This is a genomic window from Actinophytocola algeriensis (genome assembly GCF_014203735.1).
Lineage (GTDB): Bacteria > Actinomycetota > Actinomycetes > Mycobacteriales > Pseudonocardiaceae > Actinophytocola > Actinophytocola algeriensis.
The window spans coordinates 289,007-311,728 of sequence record NZ_JACHJQ010000007.1 but is presented as its reverse complement, the minus strand read 5'-3'; the positions used below and the strand labels follow the sequence as shown (position 1 = coordinate 311,728).

Genomic DNA, 22,722 nt, shown 5'->3' with positions numbered 1-22,722 from the left:
TCGGTGGTCCATGTCATGGTGTCGCCGTGACTGTTTCCGCGGCCCCGTCGACCGCTCCGACCCGCGCCCCGGCCTGGCTGGCCTGGGCGGCGCTCGGCGTGGTCTACGTGGTGTGGGGCTCGACGTACCTGGCGATCCGGGTCAGCGTCGAGACCATGCCGCCGCTGCTGTCCGCCGGGGCGCGGTTCCTGGTGTCCGGTGGGCTGCTGTGCCTCGCGGTGCTGGCGTTCGCCGGCCCGGCGGCGTTCCGGATGACGTGGCCGCAGTTCGGCACGGCGGCGCTGGTGGGGGTGCTGCTGCCCGCGTGGGGCAACGGGCTGGTCGTGGTGGCAGAGCGGCAGGTGGCGTCGGGGCTCGCGGCGCTGCTGGTCGCGTGCGTGCCGCTGTACGTGGTGGTGTTCCGGCGATTAACGGGGCAGCGGCCACCGCTCGTGACGGTCGCCGGGGTGGCGATCGGGCTGGTCGGGCTGGTGGTGCTGCTGCTCGGTGGTCCGGTCGCGGGCACCCACGGGACGGCGTGGTGGGGGCCGTGGCTGGTGGTGCTCGCGGCGCTCGGCTGGGCGGCGGGCACGGTCGCGGGGTCGCGGCTGCCGACACCGCCCAACCCGGTGACGTTCTCGGCGGTGGGCATGCTCATCGGCGGTGCGGTGCTGACCGTCGGCGGCGTGGTACGCGGTGAACAGGTCGTGGTGGCCGAGGTGTCGACGGCGTCGTGGCTCGGGTGGGGGTACTGCGTGGTGTTCGGGTCGCTCGCGTTCAGCTCGTACGTATACGCGCTGGGCAGGCTGCCGGTGTCCACTGTGGCCACGTACGCGTACGTGAACCCGGTGATCGCCGTGCTGCTCGGGGTGCTGTTCGCCGACGAGCGGTTCGGGGCGGCCCAGTTCGCGGGCGGGCTGGTGGTGCTGTGCGCGGTGGTGCTGGTGGTGCGCGGGGAACAGCGGGCCAAGGAGAAGTTGACGAGCGTGACGGAGGGATGTCCACGATGACCGTGCTCGGTGCGGATGCCGCGCGGCGGATCGCGTTGGGGGCGCAGGGTTTCACCGAGCCCCGGGCAGGCGGCGACGTGTCGCGGCGGCACCTGAAACGGGTGCTCGACCGGGTGCGGCTGATCCAGCTCGACTCGGTGAACGTGGCCGTGCGCGCGCACTACATGCCGCTGTTCTCCCGGGTCGGCCCGTACGAGATGGCTGTGCTCGACGACGCGGCGTGGACACACCACGCCCGCAAACCGCGGCAGCTCGTCGAGTACTGGGCGCACGAGGCGAGCCTGTTGCCGGTCGCGGACTGGCCGCTGTTCCGCTGGCGCATGCGCGAGTACGAGGCGAAGTACGCCCACCGGTACGCCTCGCTGCGCAAGGACGCCCCGGGCCTGTTCGACGACGTGCTTGCCGCGGTGAAGGAACTGGGCCCGATCGGCGCCGGCCCGCTGGAGGACGAGCTGGGCCTCGCGGAGGGCCGCGCGAAGAAGGCCCCGGGTGGCTGGTGGAACCGTTCGGCGGTGAAGCACGCGTGCGAGTGGCTCTTCGCGACGGGCGAGCTGACAACAGGCACCCGCCGCGGTTTCCAGCGCCTGTACGACTTACCGGAGCGGGTGCTGCCGCCGGAAGTCCTTGCGGCAGCACCGATCCCCGACGAGGAGGCCGCCCGCGAACTGATGCTGCGCGCCGCCACGGCCCACGGCATCGGCACCGAGCCGGACCTGCGTGACTACTACCGGCTGAAGCCGTCCCGCAGCCAGGCCGCGCTGGCGGAGCTGGTGGCCGAAGGCTTGGTGGAGGAGGTCGAGGTACGGGGCTGGCCCCAGCCCGCGTACCGCCACCTGGCGGCGAAGACCCCGCGCAAGGTCACGGGCCGCGCGCTGCTGTGCCCGTTCGACCCACTGATCTGGCGCCGCGAACGCACCGAGCGGATCTTCGACTTCCACTACCGCATCGAGATCTACGTCCCGGAGCCAAAACGCGTCTACGGCTACTACGTCTTCCCGTTCCTGCTCGACGGGGAACTGGTGGGCCGGGTGGACCTGAAGACCGACCGCGCGGAGGGCGTTCTGCGAGCGCGGGGCGTGTTCGCCGAGCCGGGGGTGGACCACGCACGCGTGGCCGTCGAACTGGCAGCCGAACTGCGCGCGATGGCCGGATGGCTCGGTGTGGACTCGGTTGCGGTGGGAGACAAGGGAAATCTGGCGGCGGCGCTGGCGAAGGTGCTGAGGGTCTGACTGCGGGGCCGGGGGGCCAGTCGGGGGAGGAATGCGAGGGGAGGAGGGAGATTTCGGCAGTTCGGGTCGGACTGGACCTGGGCTAGACGGATTGGGATTGGGTGGCCCGGGCGGCGAGCTGGGTTGGGCACGGGCCGGATTGGCGGCCGGGCTGCCGGATTGGGCTGAGTGCTGGGCTGCCGGATTGTGCTCGGCCGACGGGCCGGGTTGGCGTTGAGCCGGAATCGGCGCTGGTGGCCGGGCCGGGGCTTGGGAATTGGATCCGTAAGCGGCTGAGCCGAGCGGGGTTCTGGCCTGGGCCGAGCAGCTGAGCTGGGTTGGGGTGCCAGGCCGGGTGGGGCCGGACTGGGCTGGCGGCCGGGCCCGGTTGGCCTGGTGGCTGGGCCGGGCTGCGCGGCCGGACTCGCTGAGCGGCCGGGCTGGGTTGGGTGCCTGACCGCGCAGGGGGAGCGCCTTCGCCTACCGGGTCGGGCTGTGGCCGAGTCGGGTTGGGTGCCGTGTCGGCCGGGGCGAGGCGGTCGGATTGGGCGCTGAACCGGCCGCGGCTGTGTGGGCGGCCCGGGCTTGAGCTGGTGCGCCCGGGGGAGTGCCTGCACGTGTTCCGCAGTTGTCCACAGGGGTCGTTCCGCTGCGGCCGAAGTTGTCGGTGCTTGCCGTTACGCTGGATTTCGGGGGCCGGAGGCCGCCGTTGATCTTGTCCGGGAGGCCCGAGCACAGGCCTGAGCGGCGCCTCGTGTGCTGGGAACGGAGGCGCCGCTCAGGTTCTTTCCCCCTGTGGGCAGTGATCTACTCCGTGGCTGCGGCCGTGACCAGTGCGCTGCCCGAGCCGGTGCGGCCGCGGATGCGCAGGGACGGCTTCGACTCCGGTGGGCTGGTCTTCAGGTCCAGGTCGCTGCGGGCTTCGCCCGAGCCGGAGGACAGGTCGACCTCTGCCGGGCTGCCCTCGCGGACGCCCACGTGGATGGCGCCGGAGCCGGTGTGCAGCTCCAGTTCGCCCGACGCCGCGTTGGCGATGGTCACGCGGCCGCTGCCCGTGCGGGCCAGGACGTCGCCCGTGACGGCACCCAGCCAGACGTCGCCACTGCCGGTGACCACGGTGCTTGCGCCGCCGATCGCGGTGATCTCCACGTCGCCGCTGCCGGTTTTGGCTCGCAGGCCCGCTGCCATCGGGCCCAGGCGCACGGTGCCCGAGCCGGTGTCCACGTGAACCGTGCTCTCGGCCTGGTCGGCGCTGATGCGGCCCGAGCCCGTGTTGAGGTTCAGGCGGCCCGCACCACCGTTGACCGTCACGTCGCCGGAACCCGTGCGGGCCTCGACGTGGGAGCCGACCGGGGCCTGGACGGACACCAGGATCGGGATGTTGCGGAGCTGGATGTCCTTCGGTGTGCGGACCACCAGGCGGCCCGCGTTGAAGTCCACCCTGGTCTGGCGTACGGCTTCCGCGTCGGCGTTGGAACCCGGTGGCACGGTTTCGCCGAACTGGCCGCCCAGCTGGCTGCCGAACTGGGTGCTGACCCAGCTCATCAGGTTGGTGACGCCCTGGGCCCACGGGCTCGCGGCACTGGGGTCGTGGCGGATCTCCACGTGCACCCCTGGCTCGTCGACCAGCCGCACCGTGACGCCGCCGCCCCCGGTGCCGAGGTCCAGCTCGACCGGGCCCTCGGCGTCGAAACTCTGTCTGCGCACCACGTTCTCTTCAGTCATCCCCGTCACCCCTCGTACCAGCCGTGCACGCGGGAGCCGCTCTGCCCGCGCTCGGGGCCGCCCCAGCCACGCTGGCCGCCGCCCCACTCCTTGCCGCCACCGAACGCGCGGCTCCTGCCGTGCAGTGCCCCCTGCACCGCCTGCTGGACGAACGTGTTCAGCGACACCCCCTGTGCCGCCGCCGCCTGCTCGGCCTTCGACTTGAGCTGTTCGAACAGCCGGAGCGTCATGCGGCTCATGTCGCCGCCCGCCGTGTCGTCGACCGGCGGGAGGTCGCTCCCGCGCGGGTCGTCGTGCGGCTGTGCCCTGGACGTGACCACGACCTGGACGTCACGGCCGGCGAGCCGCACGTCGACGACGTGGTCCTCCTGCGCGGCGGTCACCTCGGCGGCCAGGTCGGACAGGGCGTTCATGATCGCGAGGCGTGCCGCCGGCTCCAGCGCCGCCGCCAGCACCTCCGCCGTGCGGCGGGTGTTCTCGTCGCCGGCCGAGGCGGCCGTGGCGAAGTCCTCCCGCAGCGAGGCGATATACGGTGTGAGATCCATGATGTCACTATGACACCACGAATGACATCAGGCAAGTGTCGCTGGCGACAGCGTTGTGACGGCACGCGTCGATGCGAAGCGGCGCCACGTGCGGCGGTTACTCTTTCCGGCATGACGGAGACCGTGTCGCCGAGAGTGCAGCTCATCGCCAAGACGGAGTTCTTTCCGCCGAAGGACGTGCCGTGGACGACGGACGCGGACGGTGGCGAGGCGCTCGCCGAGTTCGCGGGCCGCGCGTGCTACCAGTCGTGGAAGAAACCCAATCCCGTGACGGCCACCAACGCCGGGTACCTCAACCACATCCTCGAGGTGGGGCACCTCTCCGTGCTCGAACACGGCACGGTGAGCTTCTACATCACCGGGATCTCCCGCTCGCTCACCCACGAGTTGATCCGGCACCGGCACTTCTCCTACTCCCAGCTCTCGCAGCGCTACGTCCCCGAGCGGAACGCGGCGATGGTGGAGCCGGACGTGATCGCGGGCGATCCGGTCCTCCACGACAAGTTCATGAAGGCCGCCGAGGCGAGCGTCGCCGCGTACACCGACCTGCTCAAGGGGCTCGAGGAGCACTTCGCGGACGTGCCGAACGCGACGCTGCGGCGCAAGCAGGCCCGGCAGGCCGCCCGCGCGGTGCTGCCGAACGCGACCGAGACGAAGATCGTCGTCACCGGGAACTACCGGGCCTGGCGGCACTTCATCGCGATGCGAGCCAGCGAGCACGCCGATGTCGAGATCCGCCAGCTGGCGATCCAGTGCCTCCGCGAGCTGCAGCTGGCGGCGACCAACGTCTTCGACGACTTCAAGATCTCCGAGCTGCCGGACGGCACCGAGGTCGCGTCGAGCCCGTTCGTCACCGAGGGCTGAGGCGGGTGAAGCGGCTCACGATCGACATCGCGCCGGGGGACTACACCGTCAGTCGTCTGCCGGCCGGTACCGAGGCGCCTCGGATCGAGGCGGCCGGGCTGGTGTCGATCACCAGCACGCCGACCGAGGTGTCGATCGTCTGCCCGACCGACGTCGCGCCCGAGACCGAGCACGCGCACCCCGGCTGGCGGCTCCTCACCGTCCGCGGTCCGCTCGAGTTCGACCTCACCGGGATCATGGCGGCGCTCGCGGGTGAGCTGGCGGCGGCCGGGGTGAGCCTGTTCGCGGTCTCGACCTACGACACCGACCACGTGCTGGTGAAGGCCGCCGACCTGCAACGCGCGGTGAAGGCGCTGCGCGAGGCGGGCCACGAGATCCCTTAGGACTCGGGGAACTCCGCGCGCACGCCGAGGAGCCGGACCGGGCGGTCCAGCTCGAACTTCGCCAGCACCGCGAGCGCGGCCTCCGTCAGCCGCGTGACGTCGTCGGTCGGCGACGGCAGCGTCATGCTGCGGGTGTGGGTGAAGAACGGCGCGAACCGCACCTTCACCGCCACCCGCGCGGCGGGGCGGCCCTCCGCGACGACGTCGGCCGCGACCCGCCGGGCGAGTGCCGACACCTCGGCGGCGATCTCGGTGCCGTCGGTCAGGTCCACCTGGAACGTGGTCTCCCGGCTGCGCGACTTCGCCACCCACGGCGTGTCGGTGACCTCGGCACTGCCCGCACCCCGCGCGAGTCCCCGGTACCACGGGCCCATGCGCGGCCCCAGCCGCTCGGCCAGCACCTCCGGCTCCGCGCGGGCCAGCTCCGCCACCGTCGTGAACCCCAGCTCGGCGAGCTTGCGGCCGGTCTTCGCGCCGATGCCCCACAGCGCGGTGGTCGGCCGCTCCGCCATCACCGCGAACCAGTTGTCCCTGGTCAGCTGGTACACCCCGGCTGCCTTCGCGGAGCTTGCGGAGCGAACATCCCGACACGTCGCGGAGCTTGCGGAGCGCACGTTCCGACACTTCGCGAACCCGGTCGCGAGCTTGGCGCGCAGCTTGTTGTCCCCGATCCCGATCGAGCACGACAACCGGGTGTGCTCGAGCACCGCCGCCCGCACCGACAGGGCGAACGCCACCGGGTCGTCGGTGGTGACGCCGAGGAACGCCTCGTCCCAGCCGAGTGCCTCCACCACGACACCGTCGAGCGACCGCAGCACCGCGTAGACCTCGGCCGACGCCGCGTCGTACGCGGGTGGGTCGTGCGGCAGGAAGATCGCGTCCGGGCAGCGCTTCTTCGCCAGCCGCAGCGGGATGCCCGAGTGCACGCCGAACTCCCGCGCCTCGTAGGACGCGGTGGCCACGACCGCGCGTTCGGCCGGGTCGCCCCGCCCGCCAACGACCACGGGTTTCCCGGCCAGCGACGGGTCCCGCAGTACCTCGACCGCCGCGATGAACTGGTCGAGGTCGACGTGGAGCACCCAGGCCGCCATACGGCCATCTAACATCCTGCGGGTGACACAGCAGCCCGAAGTAACCCGTCAGCGGGTGATCGCCGGCCGGTACGCCGTTCTCGAGGAGATCGGCCGCGGCGGCATGGGCATCGTGTGGCTCGCCGAGGACCGGACCATCGGCAGGCGGGTCGCCATCAAGGAGCTGCACCTCCCGGCCGGTGTGCCTGCGGAGGAACGGCGGGTGCTGGAGGAGCGCGTGCTCCGCGAGGCACGTGCGGCGGGGCGGCTCAACGACCCCGGCGTGGTCACGGTGTTCGACGTGCTGCAGGAAGCGGGCGCGACCTACATCGTCATGGAGCTGATCCAGGCGCCGACGCTGACCGACATCGTCGCCCGCCAGGGCCCGCTGGGCCACGAGGCGGTCGCGCGGATCGCCGAGCAGCTGCTGTCCGCGCTGGAGGCCGCGCACGCCGCGGGCGTGGTGCACCGCGACGTGAAGCCGTCGAACATCATGGTGCAGCCGAATGGGCGGGTGAAGCTGACCGACTTCGGCATCGCGCAGACCACCGACGACCCGCGCCTGACCAGCAGCGGCATCCTGCTCGGTTCGCCGACCTACCTGGCGCCGGAGGTCATCCACGGCAGGCAGGCCGACGCGGGCTCCGACCTGTGGGCACTGGGCGCGTCGCTGTTCTTCGCGATCGAGGGCAACTCCGCGTTCGAGCGGCCGACCACCGCCGCGACCATGCACGCGATCGTCAGCGAGGTGCCCTACCTGACGCGTGGCCACGGTCCGCTCGCGTCGGTGATCATGGGCCTGCTGAACGCGACCCCGCAGGCGCGGCTGTCCGCGCAGCAGGTGCGCGGGCTCCTCGCGCAGGTCGGCACCCCGACCGGCGAGCAGACGGTGGCCGCCGCGGCGACCGCGATGTACCCCGGCCCGCATGCCACCCAGCTCGCGCCCGCGCCGCGCGGGAAACGCAGGTCCTGGCCCATCGTGGCCGTGGTCGCGGTGCTGGTCGCCTGCGCGTTCGCCGGTGGCTGGTTCTCCGGCCGCACCGGGCTGGTCGAGCCCGTCGTCGACCCGGCGAAGGGCGAGACGTTCACCTACGGCGAGAACGGCGACATCCCCGAGCTGCAGGTCTCGCCCGGCAGCTGCGGCAGCTCCCCGCTGCAGCGGGGGCGCGGCGTCCCGTCGAGTGTCACCTGCGACGAGCTGCACGACTTCGAGATGGTCTACGGCACCGAGCTGTACCAGTCGGATGACATGGGCTACCCGGGCAAGGACCGCCTCGCGTCCCTCGGCGAGAGCATCTGCTCGGTCGTGTTCAACGACGACACCCACGTCGTGGAGAAGGAGCGCGGCGGCCGGTCCTACGTGACGCTGCTGCCGACCGAGGCGACGTGGACCGACTCGGAACAGGGTGACCAGTCCGTGCTCTGCGCGGTCCGCAACACCGACCGCACGCAGCTGTCGAAGCCGGTGACCCCGCAGGAGTGAGCTACCCGTCGGTAGGCTCGGGGCATGTCTGTTGCCACGGACGAGCGTGCCGCGCTGTGCGACCTGCTCGACGAACTGGGTCCCGACCAGCCGACGCTGTGCGAGGGCTGGCAGACCCGGGACCTCGCCGCACACCTCGTGGTGCGGGAGCACCGGCTGGACGCCGCGCCGGGCATCCTGCTGTCCGCGTTCGCCGGGCACACCAAGCGCGTGCAGGACACCTACGCGCGCAGGCCGTGGCGTGAGCTGGTCGGCCTCGTCCGCGGCGGCCCGCCCCTGTGGTGGCCGACCCGCCTGCCCGCCGTGGACAAGCTGGTCAACAGCATCGAGCTGTTCGTCCACCACGAGGACGTGCGCCGCGGCCAGGAGGGCTGGACGCCGCGCGAGCCCGACGCGAAGCGCGACGCCGCCCTGTGGGCCGGGCTGAAGCGGGCCGGGAAGATGACGCTGCGGCGCACCCCCGTCGGGCTCGTCCTCGCCCGGCCGGCATCGGCTCCGCAGGCTCCGCTCGGTGGCGAGTCGATCGTCGTCAAGCGCGGTCCGAACACCGTCACCGTCACCGGCGAGCCCGGTGAGCTGCTGCTGTTCGCGTTCGGGCGGGACGCCGCGCGGGTCGAGTTCGACGGCGAGCAGTCCGCGATCGGAGCCGTGCAGGGCCTCAGCCGCGGGTTGTGAGCGAAGCGAATTCCTGAACACCGTGAGCGAATTCGACGGAACCTGGCATCCTCCTCACCGGTCCGAGTAACCAGACCGGGCGACGAACCGGGCGACGAGGAGGCCGGAAGGTGACGGAGCAGGTCGGTCAGCGAGTGGTCGCGAGCCGGTACGCCCTGCTGCGGGAGATCGGCCGCGGCGGCATGGGCGTCGTGTGGCTGTCGGAGGACCGCACCATCGGCAGGCAGGTGGCCATCAAGGAGCTGCACCTGCCCGACGGGGTGGTGCCCGCCGAGCGGGAGGTGTTCGAGGAGCGGGTGCTGCGCGAGGCCCGCGCGGCGGGGCGGCTGAACGACCCCGGCGTCGTCACCGTCTACGACGTGGTCCGCGACGAGGGCACCACGTACATCGTGATGGAGCTGATCGAGGCCACCACCCTCACCGACCTGGTCCGCGACCGGGGGCCGCTGCCGCAGGACGCGGTGGCCAGGCTCGCCGAGCAGCTGCTGTCCGCGCTGCGCACGGCGCACGCGGCCGGTGTCGTGCACCGGGACGTGAAGCCGTCGAACATCATGGTGCTGTCCAACGGACGGGTGAAACTGACCGACTTCGGCATCGCCCAGTCGACCGACGACCCGCGCCTGACGACGAGCGGCATCCTCGTCGGCTCGCCGGTCTACATGGCACCGGAGCGGCTGCACGGCCAGCACGCCGACGCGGGCTCCGACCTGTGGGCGCTGGGCGCGGTCCTGTTCTTCGCGGTCGAGGGGTACGCGGCGTTCGAGCGCGCGACCGCGGCCGCGAGCATGCACGCGATCCTCAACGAGGTCCCCTTCCTCACCCGCTGCCAGGGCCCGCTCGCGTCGGTGATCATGGGCCTGCTCAACACGCACCCCGAGGCCAGGCCGTCGGCGGAGCAGGTCGCCGGGCTGCTCGCGCAGGTCACGATGACCCCCGCGAGCGGCTTCCTGGCACAGACCGCGGCGATGACGCCCCAGGCGACCACCCACTACGCACCGCACTCGGCACCCCGCGGGCGCCGGTGGGGTGTGGTCACGGCGGTCGCGCTGATGGCCGCGGCCGCGCTGTTCGCGGGCGGGTTCGCCACCCGCATCGCGACCGAGCCGGAGCCGGGGGAGGGCAGGCCTGCCGAGATGGACCCGCCGCTGACGTACGGCGAGAACGGTTACCTCCTCGAGCTGTCGTGGAGCTCCTACCCCCCGGGCGGCTGCATGGCCAGCGACCTGACCGAGGGCAGGCACATCACGGAGAGCACGCAGGTCGAGTGCGACCAGATGCACGTGTTCCAGGTCTTCCAGACCCGCACCTTCTACAGCTCGCCCAGCGAGTCCGACACGTGGCCGGACATCAAGTACCCGGGCCACGACGGGCTGGTCACCTACACCGAGGCGGTCTGCCGGATGATCTTCGATTCCGCGGTGATGATCCCGGAGACCAGGAAGGACGGACTGCGCTATCGCGCGCTCGTGCCCACAAAGGACGCCTGGGAGGAGCACCGCGACACGCACTGCGTGCTGTACGCGGCGGACAACCACCAGCTCGAAAAGTCATACCTGGTCGTGGAGTAGCGTCTCCGGCATGAACACGTGCCCGACCGCCAAGCCAGGACGGCCGTTCGGCCAGGTGCTCACCGCGATGGTGACCCCCTTCGACTCGAGCGGCAAGCTCGACCTCGGCGCGGCGCAGAGCCTCGCGAACCACCTCGTCGACCTCGGCAACGACGGTCTCGTGATCAGCGGGACCACCGGCGAGTCACCGACGACCTCCGACTCGGAGAAGGCCGAGCTGGTGCGGGCGGTCGTGGAAGCGGTGGGGGACCGGGCCTCGGTCGTGGCGTCGGTCGGCACCTACGACACCGCGCACTCGGTGCACCTGGCGCAGCAGGCCGAGCAGGCGGGCGCGCACGGGCTCCTCGTGGTCACCCCGTACTACTCGCGGCCGCCGCAGGCCGGGCTGGTCGCGCACTTCACCGCGGTCGCCGACGCGAGCGGCCTGCCGAACATGCTCTACGACATCCCGCCGCGCTCGGTCGTGCCGATCGAGGTCGACACGCTGCGCAGGCTGGCGGAGCACCCGAGGATCCAGGCCGTGAAGGACGCCAAGGGCGACCTGCTGGCGGGCAGCGAGGTCATCGCGAGCACCGACCTCGCCTACTACTCCGGTGACGACGCGCTGAACCTGCCGTGGCTGTCGGTCGGCGCCGTCGGGTTCGTCTCCGTCATCGGGCACGTGGTGGCCGGCAGGCTGCGCCGCATGGTCGAGACGTACGAGAACGGCGACGTGAGCACCGCCCGGACCGTCCACCGTGGACTGCTGCCGGTGTACCGGGCCATGGGCCGGGTCGGCGGCGTGATCTTCTCGAAGGCCGCGCTGCGGTTGCGCGGCCACCAGGCGGGCGATCCCCGGTTGCCGCTGCCACCCGCGACGAGAGAGCAGATAGCCCTGATCGCGTCCGACCTCGGTGACGCGGGCGTGCCGCTGGCCGACGCCGCACCGTCCGACGTCGCCGCCGCACGCGTGGCCCACGCCGACGCCGCCGCCGCGTACATCGCCACCACCACCCACACGAGCGCCGGGCAGGTTCATCCGTGAAGCCATTGGCCGCACCCGGACCGCTGGCCGACGGCGGGTTGCGCATCGTCGCCCTGGGCGGGATCGGCGAGATAGGCCGCAACATGACCGTCTTCGAGTACGGCGGCCGCCTGCTCGTCGTCGACTGCGGCGTGCTGTTCCCCGAGGACCAGCAGCCCGGCGTGGACCTGATCCTGCCGGACTTCCGCGCGATCGAGTCCCGCATGGACGACATCGACGCGGTCGTGCTCACGCACGGCCACGAGGACCACATCGGCGCGGTGCCGTTCCTGCTGCGCCACCGGCCCAGCCTGCCGGTGGTGGGGTCGCGGTTCACGCTCGCGCTGGTCGCCGCGAAGTGCAAGGAGCACCGGCTCACCCCGAACCTCGTCGAGGTCACCGAGGGTGGCCGGGTGTCCTACGGCGACTTCGAGTGCGAGTTCTTCGCGGTCAACCACTCCATCCCGGACGCGCTGGCGGTCGGCATCCGCACCCCGGCCGGGCTGGTGCTGCACACCGGCGACATCAAGCTGGACCAGCTGCCGCTCGACGGCCGCCTCACCGACCTGGCCGGCTTCTCCCGCCTCGGCGACGAGGGTGTCGACCTGTTCCTCGTGGACTCGACCAACGCCGAGGTCCCCGGCTTCGTGATGGCGGAACGCGAGATCGGCCCGGTGCTCGAGGGCGTGATCTCGCGGGCGAACCAGCGGGTGATCGTGGCGTGCTTCGCGAGCCACGTGCACCGCGTGCAGCAGGTGCTCGACGTGGCCGCCCGCTTCGGTAGGCGGGTCGCGCTGGTCGGCCGGTCGATGGTGCGCAACATGGGCATCGCCGTGGACCTCGGTCTGCTGAACGTGCCGGAGGGGCTGCTGGTCGACCTGCACGAGGCGCTGCAGCTGCCCGAGCGCGAGGTGCTGTTCGTGTCGACGGGGTCGCAGGGCGAGCCGCTCTCGGCGCTGTCCCGCATGGCGCGCGGCGAGCACCGCCAGATCCAGATCTACCCGGGTGACACGGTCGTGCTGGCCAGCTCTCTGATCCCGGGCAACGAGACCGCGGTGTTCGGTGTCGTCAACGGGCTCGCCCGGCTCGGTGCTTCCGTTGTGCACCAGGGGAACGCGCGCGTGCACGTGTCGGGTCACGCGTCGGCGGGGGAGCTGCTGTTCCTCTACAACGCGGTGCGCCCGTCGAACGTCATGCCGGTCCACGGCGAGTGGCGCCACCTGCGCGCGAACGCGGCACTGGCCGTGGCGACGGGCGTGCCTGCCGACCACGTGGTGATCGCCGAGGACGGTGTGGTCGTCGACCTGGTGGACGGCCGCGCTTCGATCAGTGGCCGGGTCGAGGTGGGCCACGTGTACGTGGACGGTCTCTCGGTCGGCGACGTCGGCGAGTCCACCCTGTCCGACCGGTTGATCCTGGGCGAGGGCGGCTTCATCGCGATCACGGTCGCGGTCGACTCGACCACCGGCCGCGCGCTCGGGCCGCCGACCATCTCGGGCCGTGGCTTCTCCGATGACCCGAAGGCGCTCGACCAGGTCGTGTCGCTGGTGGAGATGGAGCTGTCGCACACCGAGTCGGAGGGGATCACGGACACCCACCGCATCGCGCAGTCCGTGCGCCGGGTGGTGGGCCGCTGGGTCGCCGACACGTACCGCCGCCGTCCGATGATCGTCCCGACGGTGATCCCGGTCTAGCTCCCCAAAATTTCTGGCTTCGCGTGTCGATCGCGCGTCTGCGTGTTCGACCTGTGGGTGACACCTACAGATCGACGCCCCAGGGAGCCAGTGATGATTGCCGATGCCACCACCTCGGCCGACGTCCGGAACGCAGTGTCGACCGCGCGGGAGCACGGGTTGCCCGTCGCCGTGTACGCGACCGGGCACGGTGGGCCCATGCCCGCCGCCGACGACGCCGTCGTGATCACCACGGCCGGGATGACCGGCGTGTTCGTCGACCCGGGGCGGCGGGTGGCCCGGGTCGGTGCGGGGGTGCGCTGGGGTGAGGTCATCGCCGCTGCCGCGCCGTTCGGGCTCGCGCCGTTGTCCGGGACCTCGCCGGACGTCGGCGTGGTCGGGTACACGCTCGGCGGGGGCATGGGCTGGTTGTCCCGCCGGTACGGGTTCGCCGCCGACAGCGTCCTGCGGGCCGAGATCGTCACCGCCGACGGTGAGCCGCGCACCATCTCCGCCGACCGGGAGCCGGACCTGTTCTGGGCGATCCGGGGCGGTGGCGCCAACTTCGGCGTCGTGACCGCGCTCGAGTTCAGGCTGTACCCCGCCGGGACCGTGTACGCGGGCACCGCCACCTTCCCGCTCCACCTGGCCGCCGACGTGCTCGCCGCCTACCGGGACACCGACATCCCGGACGAGCTGACCGCGAACGTCGTGCTCACCCGCGAGTCCGTCGCGATCCGCGGCATGTACGCCGGGCCGGCCGAGGACGCCCGCCGTGCGCTGGCACCGCTGTGGCTCGGCGAGCCGGTCGCCGACGGCTGGCGCGCCATGTCCTACACCGAGAGCGGCACGGTCGGCGGCACCGCGCCCCACAACTTCACCCTGCGGCACGACGTGCCCGTCGCGGCCATCGTCGACGCGGTCCACGGCGGCGCGAACACGGTCGAGGTGCGGCGGTGGGGTGGCGCCATGGCGCGGCCCGGCGCGGACGCGGGTCCGATCGGGCACCGCGACGTGCCGTTCTCCGTGGTCGTCGACGGGCCGGCCGAGGTGGTCGCGCCGGTCGTCGCGAACGGCACCGGTGGCTCGTTCCTCAACTGGCTCCACGACCCGGCCCGCACCCACACCGCGTACACCGCGGCCGACTACGCGCGGCTGCGCGAGGTCAAGGCGGCCTACGACCCGGACCGCGTGTTCACCCCGGTCAAGAGCATCCCGCCCGTGACGTGCACGGTGGCCGCGTAGCTCAGCGTTTCGCGAGCGCGACGGCCAGGGCGCAGCCCACGGTGAAGACTTGCCGCAGCAACGCCCGTCGTGCCCTGCGCTGTTCTCGCCTCGTCGGCATCATGGCTGTCACCTGCTTCGACGCTCGTCCTGCCTGGTGTATCGCGGAAAGCGTCTCGCTGTGACGGCTGCCACGTCATCAGACCTGCGGGTGAACCTCGTCCTCCGTCAGTACGACCTTCGGCTTACGGGAGGCCAGCTGCACGATCGTGGCGCCGACGAGCAGCACTCCCGCGCCGAGCACCTGCACCAGCGTGAGTGCCTGGCCGAGCACCAGCCACGCCAGCGTGATGGCCACGATCGGCTCGCACAGGGCGATCACGCTGACCACGTTCGCCGGCAGGTACCGCATCGCGCTGATCGACAGGAGGTACGCCATGGCCGTGCTGACCACCGCGCACGTGACCAGCAGCGTCCACACGGGCACGGTCAGCCCGCCGAAGTCCGTGTCGCTCGCCATGATGTCGCCCGGCAGCGACCACGGCGGCGCCACCACCGCGACCGCGACCGCGCCGATGACCATGCCCCACGTGACGAGGCCCAGTGCGGGCAGCGTGCTGACCCCGCGCTCGCCGATGAGGAAGTACGCGGCAGCGCACAGCGCCGCGGCGACGCCGAACAGCAGGCCGAGCGCGTCGAGCCGCAGCCCCTGCCACACCTCGGCGACCATCGCCAGGCCGACCAGTGCCAGCGCCGTGCCCACCCACATGCGGGCGGGCAGGATCACGCGCCGCACGAACCGCACCCACAGCGCCACGAGCACCGGTGACGTGAACTCCAGCAGCAGCGCCACGCCGATCGGGATGCGGGAGACCGCCGCGAAGTACAGGAACTGCACCAGGGCCACCCCGACCAGCCCGTAGCCGAGGAGCAGCGGCAGGTCGGACCGCCGCAGCCGCAGCAGCTTCGGCCGGGTCGCGGCCACGAACACCAGCAGCAGCGCCGCCGCGAGCCCGATGCGGAAGCTCACCACCTGCTGCGGCGACAGCCCGGCGTCCATGGCCGGTTTCACCAACGGGCCGGAGGTGCCGAAGCAGATCGACGCCAGCACGATCAGCACCGTGCCACGCGTAACCGTCGTAGACGGTTGACTGGTGGCCGACGTGATCGGCTGGGTCGTCACCGTAGTCGTCATCCCCGGTTTTTCCTTTCCCTGGCAGTGCCTTCACGGTATGTCAGAAGGTGCGGACGCCAATTGAATTTTTTCCCGGCATGACGCAAAATTTTTGCGTGAAGCTGGACGAGATCGATCACCTGTTGCTGGACGAACTGCAGACCGACGCGAGCCGCACCCTGCGGGAGCTGGGTGAGGTCGTGGGGCTGTCGCCGAGCGCGGTGCAGCGGCGGATGGAGCGCTACCGGACGAGCGGCCTGCTGGCCCGCACCTCGGCCGTGCTGGACCCGAAGGTCAGCCACGACCTGGTGTACGCCGTGTGCCTGGTCGCCGTGGAACGCGAGTCGCCCCGGCTGCACGACGCGTTCCAGCGCAAGCTCCTCGCGGCACCCGAGGTGCAGCAGCTGTACGTGGTCTCCGGCGAGTGGGACTACGTCGTGGTGCTGACGACCTCGGGCATGGCCCACCACAAGGAGGTCTCGGAGCGGCTGCTGACCGAGGCCCTGAACGTCCGCCGGTACTCGACCCTGTTCGTGCTCAACCCCATCCGCACCGGCACGGCGATCCCGGCCCGTGCCCTGAAGCTGTAGCTACACCTGCGGCTTCCAGGGGCTCTTGCTGTCCGTCGGCCGGGTGGGGTCGTGGAACTTCGGCTTGTCCAGCTCGTCGGCGCGCAGCGGCACCAGGTTGTCCGCGATGGTCTGCATGATCCGCTTGTGGGCGCGGATCGCGTCGCCGGGTTTCGCGGCGGACAGGTCGGACAGGTCCACGACCGGGCCGAAGTGCACCTTGAACGTGGGCCGGTCGCGGACCGCGCGCAGCCACGACGTCAGCAGCGGCAGGACGTCCCGCCACCCGGTCACGACCTCCGTGCCCCAGTACACGGCCTCGTGCGCGCCCCACTGGCTGATCGCCAGCACCGGCACGTCACCGGTCAGCGCCATCCGCGCCACGCCGCTCTTCCCGCGCTCCGGCCACAGCCCGGGGTCGCGGCTGACGCGGCCCTCCGGGTACACCAGCACCGGGCCGGGCGTCTCGCGCAGCGCGGTCGTGGCCCGGTCGAACGCCTCGATGACGTTCGCCTTGCCGCGGTCCACCCGCAGGCTGCCGCCGAGCTTGAGGCCCCATCCGATCACCGGCGCGTCCAGCAGCCCGCCGGTGAGCATGAACCGCGGGCTCACCCCGGCGAGCCGCAGCGCGGCGGTGAGCACGAACGGGTCGAACATGCCGATGTGGTTGGCCGCGATCAGCATGGGCTTGTGCCGCAGTTCGGCGGGCAGCGAGCCGGTGATCTCGATCTTGCCGACCAGCCGGACGAACCACACGTCGAACCGCGTCATCGCCCGCCAGGCCAGCGAGACCTGCTGCGGCCGGGGTCGCCGTGCCAACGGCCCGCGGCGGGGCCACCGGCGTGTCGACTCGGAAGTGCGGCGAGACAGCGCGACCATGAGCGGAGCATCGCACGACCCCTGCCGGGGTCCGCCAGCGGATGTCGACATCCCGGTGTTCGTGTGCCGTGAGTGACTCCTGTGGCTGATGCGACTACCGTGGGGGGTTGTGGCGAACCGGACAGCAGCTTCCAGAAGCCCCAAGGGCCGCGGTGCGAGTGGCGGCTCCGGAAGCGGTGCCCGCGCCAAGAGCGGCTCGACCAGGTCGTCCAGGCCGCCGGCCAAGTCCGCCAAGTCGACCAGGTCCGCTGCCCGTCCCGCCGCCCGCCGCCCACCGGCACGCAAGCCCGCGCGGAAGGGCTCGGTCACGAGCGCGGTCGGCCGTGGCCTGCGCGGTGGCTGGAACCTGCTGGCCAAGGGCGTCGGCAGCCTCGCCCGCACCGTCGGCCGCACCAAGGAGCTGGACTCCGCGCACCGCCGCGACGGTCTCGCGTTCGGCCTGATCGCCGTCGGCGTCATCGCGGGCGCGGGCATCTGGTGGCAGGCCGCCGGACCCGTCGGCCACTACCTGGAGGTCGGCGCGCGGTCGGTCGTCGGCGCCGCCGCCATGGCGCTGCCGCTGACGCTGCTCGTCGTCGGCATCGCACTGATGCGGTCGGACCAGCAGCCGGAGAAGCGGCCCCGCCTGGTCATCGGCGCGCTGCTGTTCGTCCTCGCGATCCTCGGCGTGCTGCACATCTTCGCCGACCAGCCCGCCGACAACCTCGGCCGCATGTACGCGGGCGGCGCGCTCGGGTACGTGTCCGGCGGGCTGCTCGCCAAGGGCGTCACCGCGTGGGTCGCGCTGCCGTTGCTGGCGCTCGTGCTGGGCTTCGGTGTGCTGGTGTTCACCGGCACCCGCTTCCGCGACATCCCGACCCGGCTGCGTGAGCTGGGCATGGACCCCGAGGACCGCGAAGGCTACGAGGCCGAGGGCCTCGACCTGCCGGGCCAGGACGACACCGAGGAGCCGGAGCCGGTCCGGCTGCGCCGCCCGTCGCGCCGCCGCCAGGCCACCATGGCCGACGGCGCCGCCGCGCCACCGCTCGCCGAGACCGGCGTCGGCGAGGAGATCCCGCCGCCCCCGGAGCCCCCAGCCGCCGCAGCCCAGCCCGCCCCGCCGCCACGCAAGCGCAAGAAGCCCGTCGAGGTCGCCGAGATCCCGCAGGCCAAGGACGCGGGTGGCCAGGGCCAGCTCGCGCTCACCCCGCGGGTGGTCGACGGCGACTACACGCTGCCGGACCCGAACATCCTCGAGGCGGGCGACGCGCCCAAGACCCGCAGCCGCGCCAACGACGCCATGATCGAGGCGATCACCGGCGTGCTCGACCAGTTCTCCATCGACGCGCAGGTCACCGGCTTCACCCGCGGCCCGACCGTCACGCGGTACGAGATCGAGCTGGGCCCGGCGGTGAAGGTCGAGAAGATCACCGCGCTGACCAAGAACATCGCGTACGCGGTGGCCACCGACAACGTGCGGCTCCTCGCGCCCATCCCCGGCAAGTCCGCGGTGGGCATCGAGGTGCCGAACTCCGACCGCGAGATGGTGCGGCTCGGTGACGTCCTGCGGTCCAACACCGCGGTCAAGGACACGCACCCGATGGTGATCGGCCTCGGCAAGGACATCGAGGGCCACATGGTCACCGCGAACCTCGCCAAGATGCCGCACCTGCTGTGCGCGGGCTCCACCGGTTCCGGCAAGTCCAGCTTCGTCAACTCGATGCTGGTGTCGCTGCTCGCGCGGGCCACCCCGGACGAGGTCAGGATGATCCTGATCGACCCGAAGATGGTGGAGCTGACGCCCTACGAGGGCATCCCGCACCTGATCACCCCGATCATCACGCAGCCGAAGAAGGCCGCGGCCGCGCTGACGTGGCTGGTCGAGGAGATGGAGCAGCGCTACCAGGACATGCAGGCCAACCGGGTCCGGCACGTCGACGACTTCAACAAAAAGGTGAGATCCGGCGAAATCCAGGCACCACCGGGTTCCGAGCGCGAGTACCGGCCCTACCCGTACATCCTCGCGATCGTCGACGAGCTGGCCGACCTGATGATGACCGCCCCGCGCGACGTCGAGGACGCGATCGTGCGGATCACCCAGAAGGCGCGTGCCGCGGGCATCCACCTGGTGCTGGCGACGCAGCGCCCGTCGGTGGACGTGGTGACCGGCCTGATCAAGACGAACGTGCCGTCGCGGCTGGCGTTCGCCACCTCGTCGCTCACCGACTCGCGGGTCATCCTGGACCAGCCGGGCGCGGAGAAGCTGATCGGCATGGGTGACGGGCTCTACCTGCCGATGGGCGCGTCGAAGCCGATCCGCGTCCAGGGCGCGTTCATCACCGACGAAGAGATCAACGCGATGGTCTCCTTCGTCAAGGAACAGGCGCAGCCCGAGTACACCGACGGCGTGACCTCGGCGAAGGCGGCGGAGAAGAAGGACGTCGACGAGGAGATCGGCGACGACCTCGAGGTGCTGATCCAGGCCGCCGAGCTGATCGTGACCTCGCAGTTCGGGTCGACGTCGATGCTGCAGCGCAAGCTGCGGGTCGGCTTCGCGAAGGCCGGGCGCCTGATGGACCTCCTCGAGAGCCGTGGCGTCGTCGGCCCGTCCGAGGGCTCGAAGGCCCGCGACGTGCTGGTGAAGCCCGACGAGCTGGACTCGGTGCTGTACACGATCCGCGGCGGCGGACCGCCCGCGTCAGACGACGACTTCGACGGCGAGGACTAGAGCGTCAGCCGGTGCACCTGGTCGAACCGCTTGCCGGTCGCCACGTGCACGGTCCGGGTCCCGAGCCCGTAGACCACCGACCACTGGGTGTGGTTCTGCCGCACCTCGCCGAGCAGGTCCATCGCCGCGCGCCAGTCCATGCCGGGGGAGAGGCCCTCGGTCGCGGTGCGGTAGCGGGTGTCGGCCCGGCGGGTGTCCTCGTCGGTGCCGGACAGCGTGAAGTTGACCGCCGCCTGCGTGGGCAGCGCGACGACCTCCCCGTCGACGAACTCGATCGCGGCGGACTTCCCGGTCGCGTCGGCCACCAGGTAGTGCAGCGGCGGACCGCCGTCGAAGTCGACGTTGTGCTCCTCGAAGACCCGCTTGGCCTCCTCGACCGTCGCGGCCGTGTCGAGCACCAGGCGGATGATCCGGACGCTGCCGACCGTCGGCCGGTCCGGGCGCGTGCCCGGCTCCGCGTCGTCGACCGCGGCCAGCCCGATCGCGAGGCCCTTCTCGTTCATGCCGTCGAACGGCAGCAGCGGCGCGTCCACGAGCTTGTCGCGTTCGGTGGCCGGGTCGGTGATGCCCAGGTAGGACAGGTCGACCATGGACACCGACGCGTAGCCGTCGGCCGGGTCGGTGAACAGCAGCATCGCGGGCGCGGGGTCCCAGTCGAAGTTGCGGGCGAACAGCGGGTCATCGGCGTCGTTGGTGGCGAACAGTGAGCAGCCGAACGGGGTGGTGGGCGTCGGCCGGGTGACGTTCTTCATCCGGTCGTAGTCGCCGTCGTACCGCATCGTCCACAGTGGATGATCGTCGAGCTGGCGCAGCACGTGGTCGCGTGGTGCCGACGGGGCCGGCGCGGCCGTGCAACCGGCCAGCACCAGCATCAGGAACACCATTACCAGGCGCATTCTGGGAAGTTTAGGGCCCTTCACGCCAAGTTACTGGCGAGTTAAATTGGAGGTATGGTCTGAACCTCTGGAGGGCACATGTTCGTACGCCATCTGGCGGCAGCAACCCTGCTCGCTGCCGCACTGTCGGTTGCTCCACCGGCCGCCGCCACGCCCGCCGTCGCCGCCGCACCTGGCGACGTGATCTCCGCCCGCGCCGTCAGCGCGCCCGGTTTCTTCTACGCCAAGGTCTGGACGATCACCTACCAGTCCACGTCCGCGACCGGCGCCCCGATCACGGTCAGCGGCACGGTGATCGTGCCGAGGGGCGCCAACGCCAGCACCCCGGTCGTCGGCTACGCACCCGGCACGCACGGCCTCGGCGACCAGTGCGCGCCGTCCCGCCACCTCGAGGCGGGCGACGAGACCGAGGGCCTGCTGATCCACCAGTACGCCACCCGCGGCTTCGCGGTCGCCCTCACCGACTACGAGGGCATCGGCACGCCGGGCGAGCACACCTACATGGCGGGCCGGTCCGAGGGCAACGCCACGCTCGACGCCGTCCGCGCCGCGCTCCGGCTGCCCGGCACGGGCCTGTCCGCGAACACGAAGGTCGCGATCGTCGGCTACTCGCAGGGCGGGCACGCCGCGGGCTGGGCCGCGCAGCTCGCGCCGACCTACGCGCCGCAGCTGAACATCGCCGCCTACGCGGTCGGTGCCCCGCCCGCCGACCTGAAGGTGGTGGCCGAGCACAACGACGGCGGCGACAACGCAGGCCTGGTGCTCGCGGCGGGCTACGGCCTCGACATCACCTACCCGGAGCTGGACATCACGCCGTTCCTCAACGACACCGGCCGCGAGGCGATCACCGACATCCGCGACGACTGCACCGACGAGCTGCAGACGAAGTACTCGGGCAGGTCGATGGCCGACTACACGACGGAGGACGTGCTCAGCCGCCCCGAGTGGTCGGCCAGGGTCGACGAGCAGAAGCTCGGCGGCACCACGCCCCGGGTGCCGGTGCTGCTGTATCACTCGAACGGTGACGAGATCCTGCCCGTACAGGTGAGCGTCGCCCTGCGGTCCGCGTGGTGCGCGGGCGGCGGCAACGTGACGTTCCAGCGCACCAACACCGGCCCCCACTTCGTGACGGCGGCGGTGATGAGCCCGAGCGTGACGAGCTGGGTCGCCGACCGCCTGGCGGGCCGCGCCACGACCGGCAACTGCTGAGCCGGGCCCCCGGCCGGCGCGTACGCTCTCCCGTACACGTCGGCCAGGGGATTCGGGGGTTCTGATGGGCAATCTCGGGGTACCGGAGCTGCTGATCATCGTCGCGGTGATCGGGATCGCGGTCGGGGTCACGCTCGCCGTGCGCGCGAGCAAGAAGCGGGGGCCGCGGTTCCCGCCGAACTACCCGCCGCCCTATGGGCAGCAGTACCCGCCCCAGCACTATCCCCCGCAGTACCCGCAGCAGGGCCACCCGCAACAGCACTATCCGCCCCAGCAGTACCCGCCGCCGGGGCCGCCACCCCAGGGGCCCTATCCACCTCAGCAGGGCCCCTGGCAGTGAGCCGGGTCAGCTGACGGCAGCGGCTGCCTTGGCGGCGTTGGCAGCCTTGTCCACAGCCTGCGCCGTCGACACCGAACTGGCGCCGAACTGGCGCACCGCCGCGTAGTACACGTCCGCGGTCCGGTTGCAGGCCCAGTTGCCCGCGCAGATCTCGTACAGGTCTTCCTTGAAGTTGTTGTCGATCGTCAGGCGGGTCGACTCGGTGAACCGGGACTGCTTCTTGTAGTTGCGGTACCCGAAGTCGTGGCGGTAGCAGGCCTTCACGAAGTTGAACCCGAACGGGTTGTCCGGCGAGCTGGAGCAGCCGTCGGAGCCCCAGTCGAGCTGTCCGTTGTACGGCTGCTGCGACCGCACGGTCTGGAAGCCGTTCAGGCTCGTGGTGTACAGGTACTGGTCGGTCACCTGGCGCAGCTGCGCCGGGTCCAGCGCGGCGGACGCGGTGGCGGCACCGGCGAACACGGTGCCGGAAACGACGACGGTGGTGACGAATGCCCGGGCGGCACGGCGCAGGGTTGACGTGGCCACGGAGATCTCCCTC

The 22,722-nt window shown here is 71.5% G+C and carries 21 protein-coding genes; 14 read left to right on the top strand and 7 right to left on the bottom strand.

Translation table 11 applies throughout. From position 1 onward, the window contains the following. The first annotated feature begins 26 nt into the window (after window positions 1-26). Window positions 27-989 (top strand): EamA family transporter, encoded by a 963-nt coding sequence (locus tag FHR82_RS32710; RefSeq protein WP_311771376.1) that lies wholly within the window; start codon window positions 27-29, stop codon window positions 987-989. Next, window positions 977-2,218: a winged helix-turn-helix domain-containing protein gene (locus FHR82_RS32705; RefSeq protein ID WP_184814456.1), complete on the top strand. Its 1,242-nt coding sequence runs from the start codon at window positions 977-979 to the stop codon at window positions 2,216-2,218. Before FHR82_RS32710 ends, FHR82_RS32705 begins: the two co-directional genes overlap by 13 nt. A 786-nt stretch (window positions 2,219-3,004) precedes the next feature. On the opposite strand, the gene FHR82_RS32700 is transcribed toward FHR82_RS32705, so the two are convergent. Together FHR82_RS32700 and FHR82_RS32695 are read right to left on the bottom strand one after the other, a co-directional pair. Next, complete coding sequence (locus FHR82_RS32700; RefSeq protein ID WP_184814455.1) at window positions 3,005-3,922, bottom strand: DUF4097 family beta strand repeat-containing protein; 918 nt, start codon at window positions 3,920-3,922, stop codon at window positions 3,005-3,007. A gap of 5 nt (window positions 3,923-3,927) precedes the next feature. Then, a complete protein-coding gene (locus tag FHR82_RS32695) occupies window positions 3,928-4,467 on the bottom strand; it encodes a toxin-antitoxin system HicB family antitoxin (RefSeq protein WP_184814454.1) in 540 nt (179 codons plus the stop codon). Window positions 4,468-4,578: 111 nt separating this feature from the next. On the opposite strand from FHR82_RS32695, the gene thyX reads away from it, so the two are divergent. Further along, window positions 4,579-5,331, top strand: coding sequence for an FAD-dependent thymidylate synthase (gene thyX, locus FHR82_RS32690; protein WP_184814453.1), 753 nt, complete (start codon window positions 4,579-4,581; stop codon window positions 5,329-5,331). Between the two features lie 5 nt (window positions 5,332-5,336). Further along, window positions 5,337-5,714 (top strand): ACT domain-containing protein, encoded by a 378-nt coding sequence (locus FHR82_RS32685; RefSeq protein WP_184814452.1) that lies wholly within the window; start codon window positions 5,337-5,339, stop codon window positions 5,712-5,714. On the opposite strand, the gene FHR82_RS32680 is transcribed toward FHR82_RS32685, so the two are convergent. Beyond that, window positions 5,711-6,805 (bottom strand): DNA polymerase IV, encoded by a 1,095-nt coding sequence (locus FHR82_RS32680; RefSeq protein WP_184814451.1) that lies wholly within the window; start codon window positions 6,803-6,805, stop codon window positions 5,711-5,713. The genes FHR82_RS32685 and FHR82_RS32680 overlap by 4 nt on opposite strands. A gap of 22 nt (window positions 6,806-6,827) precedes the next feature. On the opposite strand from FHR82_RS32680, the gene FHR82_RS32675 reads away from it, so the two are divergent. The 6 genes from FHR82_RS32675 (at window position 6,828) to FHR82_RS32650 (ending at window position 14,431) form a co-directional block, all read left to right on the top strand. Then, complete coding sequence (locus tag FHR82_RS32675; RefSeq protein ID WP_311771375.1) at window positions 6,828-8,267, top strand: serine/threonine-protein kinase; 1,440 nt, start codon at window positions 6,828-6,830, stop codon at window positions 8,265-8,267. Between the two features lie 24 nt (window positions 8,268-8,291). Further along, entirely contained in the window at window positions 8,292-8,942 is a 651-nt protein-coding gene (locus tag FHR82_RS32670) for a TIGR03085 family metal-binding protein (protein ID WP_184814449.1), read from the top strand. 110 nt (window positions 8,943-9,052) lie between these two features. After that, window positions 9,053-10,510: a serine/threonine-protein kinase gene (locus FHR82_RS32665; RefSeq protein ID WP_311771374.1), complete on the top strand. Its 1,458-nt coding sequence runs from the start codon at window positions 9,053-9,055 to the stop codon at window positions 10,508-10,510. Window positions 10,511-10,520: 10 nt separating this feature from the next. Further along, window positions 10,521-11,534, top strand: coding sequence for a 4-hydroxy-tetrahydrodipicolinate synthase (gene dapA / locus FHR82_RS32660; RefSeq protein ID WP_184814448.1), 1,014 nt, complete (start codon window positions 10,521-10,523; stop codon window positions 11,532-11,534). Beyond that, on the top strand, window positions 11,531-13,207 hold the full coding sequence (locus FHR82_RS32655; protein ID WP_184814447.1) for a ribonuclease J: 1,677 nt from the start codon (window positions 11,531-11,533) through the stop codon (window positions 13,205-13,207). The genes dapA and FHR82_RS32655 overlap by 4 nt, the downstream gene beginning before the upstream one ends. 93 nt (window positions 13,208-13,300) lie before the next feature. After that, on the top strand, window positions 13,301-14,431 hold the full coding sequence (locus tag FHR82_RS32650) for an FAD-binding oxidoreductase (RefSeq protein ID WP_184814446.1): 1,131 nt from the start codon (window positions 13,301-13,303) through the stop codon (window positions 14,429-14,431). A gap of 178 nt (window positions 14,432-14,609) precedes the next feature. Here FHR82_RS32650 and FHR82_RS32645 read toward each other — a convergent pair whose 3' ends face one another. Then, entirely contained in the window at window positions 14,610-15,605 is a 996-nt protein-coding gene (locus FHR82_RS32645) for an EamA family transporter (RefSeq protein ID WP_184814445.1), read from the bottom strand. 95 nt (window positions 15,606-15,700) lie between these two features. On the opposite strand from FHR82_RS32645, the gene FHR82_RS32640 reads away from it, so the two are divergent. Further along, complete coding sequence (locus FHR82_RS32640) at window positions 15,701-16,174, top strand: Lrp/AsnC family transcriptional regulator (protein ID WP_311771373.1); 474 nt, start codon at window positions 15,701-15,703, stop codon at window positions 16,172-16,174. On the opposite strand, the gene FHR82_RS32635 is transcribed toward FHR82_RS32640, so the two are convergent. Further along, the gene (locus FHR82_RS32635) at window positions 16,175-16,924 is read right to left on the bottom strand and encodes a lysophospholipid acyltransferase family protein (RefSeq protein WP_225944115.1); all 750 of its coding nucleotides are present in this window, start codon (window positions 16,922-16,924) and stop codon (window positions 16,175-16,177) included. Window positions 16,925-17,141: 217 nt separating this feature from the next. Here FHR82_RS32635 and FHR82_RS32630 point away from each other — a divergent pair, with 217 nt between their 5' ends. Beyond that, the gene (locus FHR82_RS32630) at window positions 17,142-19,739 is read left to right on the top strand and encodes an FtsK/SpoIIIE family DNA translocase (protein ID WP_376706459.1); all 2,598 of its coding nucleotides are present in this window, start codon (window positions 17,142-17,144) and stop codon (window positions 19,737-19,739) included. Here the strand turns inward: FHR82_RS32630 and FHR82_RS32625 are convergent. Beyond that, window positions 19,736-20,635: a carcinine hydrolase/isopenicillin-N N-acyltransferase family protein gene (locus FHR82_RS32625; RefSeq protein WP_184814441.1), complete on the bottom strand. Its 900-nt coding sequence runs from the start codon at window positions 20,633-20,635 to the stop codon at window positions 19,736-19,738. The genes FHR82_RS32630 and FHR82_RS32625 overlap by 4 nt on opposite strands. A 78-nt stretch (window positions 20,636-20,713) precedes the next feature. Here FHR82_RS32625 and FHR82_RS32620 point away from each other — a divergent pair, with 78 nt between their 5' ends. Further along, window positions 20,714-21,844 carry a lipase family protein gene (locus FHR82_RS32620; protein WP_184814440.1) on the top strand — a complete coding sequence of 377 codons (1,131 nt, stop codon included), beginning with the start codon at window positions 20,714-20,716 and terminating at the stop codon, window positions 21,842-21,844. A 64-nt stretch (window positions 21,845-21,908) separates the two neighbouring features. Then, a complete protein-coding gene (locus tag FHR82_RS32615; RefSeq protein WP_184814439.1) occupies window positions 21,909-22,184 on the top strand; it encodes a hypothetical protein in 276 nt (91 codons plus the stop codon). A gap of 6 nt (window positions 22,185-22,190) precedes the next feature. Here FHR82_RS32615 and FHR82_RS32610 read toward each other — a convergent pair whose 3' ends face one another. Beyond that, window positions 22,191-22,709: a phospholipase gene (locus tag FHR82_RS32610; RefSeq protein WP_184814438.1), complete on the bottom strand. Its 519-nt coding sequence runs from the start codon at window positions 22,707-22,709 to the stop codon at window positions 22,191-22,193. Window positions 22,710-22,722: the final 13 nt, after the last annotated feature.

What these genes read in the sequence shown, in the direction of transcription:
- FHR82_RS32625 (WP_184814441.1), bottom strand. Translation starts at nt 20,635, where the DNA reads ATGCGCCTGGTAATGGTGTTCCTGATGCTGGTGCTGGCCGGTTGCACG.
- FHR82_RS32680 (WP_184814451.1), bottom strand. Translation starts at nt 6,805, where the DNA reads ATGGCGGCCTGGGTGCTCCACGTCGACCTCGACCAGTTCATCGCGGCG.
- FHR82_RS32615 (WP_184814439.1), top strand. Translation starts at nt 21,909, where the DNA reads ATGGGCAATCTCGGGGTACCGGAGCTGCTGATCATCGTCGCGGTGATC.
- FHR82_RS32620 (WP_184814440.1), top strand. Translation starts at nt 20,714, where the DNA reads ATGTTCGTACGCCATCTGGCGGCAGCAACCCTGCTCGCTGCCGCACTG.
- FHR82_RS32705 (WP_184814456.1), top strand. Translation starts at nt 977, where the DNA reads ATGTCCACGATGACCGTGCTCGGTGCGGATGCCGCGCGGCGGATCGCG.
- dapA (WP_184814448.1), top strand. Translation starts at nt 10,521, where the DNA reads ATGAACACGTGCCCGACCGCCAAGCCAGGACGGCCGTTCGGCCAGGTG.
- FHR82_RS32700 (WP_184814455.1), bottom strand. Translation starts at nt 3,922, where the DNA reads ATGACTGAAGAGAACGTGGTGCGCAGACAGAGTTTCGACGCCGAGGGC.
- FHR82_RS32645 (WP_184814445.1), bottom strand. Translation starts at nt 15,605, where the DNA reads ATGACGACTACGGTGACGACCCAGCCGATCACGTCGGCCACCAGTCAA.
- FHR82_RS32695 (WP_184814454.1), bottom strand. Translation starts at nt 4,467, where the DNA reads ATGGATCTCACACCGTATATCGCCTCGCTGCGGGAGGACTTCGCCACG.
- thyX (WP_184814453.1), top strand. Translation starts at nt 4,579, where the DNA reads ATGACGGAGACCGTGTCGCCGAGAGTGCAGCTCATCGCCAAGACGGAG.
- FHR82_RS32670 (WP_184814449.1), top strand. Translation starts at nt 8,292, where the DNA reads ATGTCTGTTGCCACGGACGAGCGTGCCGCGCTGTGCGACCTGCTCGAC.
- FHR82_RS32650 (WP_184814446.1), top strand. Translation starts at nt 13,301, where the DNA reads ATGATTGCCGATGCCACCACCTCGGCCGACGTCCGGAACGCAGTGTCG.
- FHR82_RS32635 (WP_225944115.1), bottom strand. Translation starts at nt 16,924, where the DNA reads ATGACGCGGTTCGACGTGTGGTTCGTCCGGCTGGTCGGCAAGATCGAG.